Below are 315 nucleotides of genomic sequence, written 5' to 3' on the forward strand. Positions count from 1 at the left end.
CCGGGTCGACCGTCACCCGCTCCCATCCGAGGGTGCCGCACACGTGCCGCACGAGGGCCCGGGCCGCGTCCGGCCCGAGCCCGCGGCCGCGCGCACCGGCGACCAGCACCAGGTCGAGTCCCCCGTCCGCCGGGCCCGCGCACCAGTACTGCGCGTACCCCACGGGTTCGTCATCGGCGACGACCAGGAGCGACTCGACCTGCGGCCGGCGCCGGCCCACGTACTTCGCGGCCACGGTCTCGCGGGCGAGCGGCATCCCGCCCCAGTGCTCGACGAACCCGGGGTCGGCGAACCACCCGGCGAGCAGGTCGAGGT

Annotated in this window: 1 protein-coding gene; it reads right to left on the reverse strand. The window is 77.1% G+C overall.

Features of this window, described 5'->3' with window-relative positions; genetic code table 11:
- Positions 1 to 315: GNAT family N-acetyltransferase (locus tag GTW43_RS17560; protein WP_161302965.1), on the reverse strand; the 315-nt coding region annotated here is incomplete at both ends.

The sequence above is a fragment of the Streptomyces sp. SID5785 genome (assembly GCF_009870065.1).
In the GTDB taxonomy this organism is placed as follows: Bacteria; Actinomycetota; Actinomycetes; order Streptomycetales; family Streptomycetaceae; genus Streptomyces.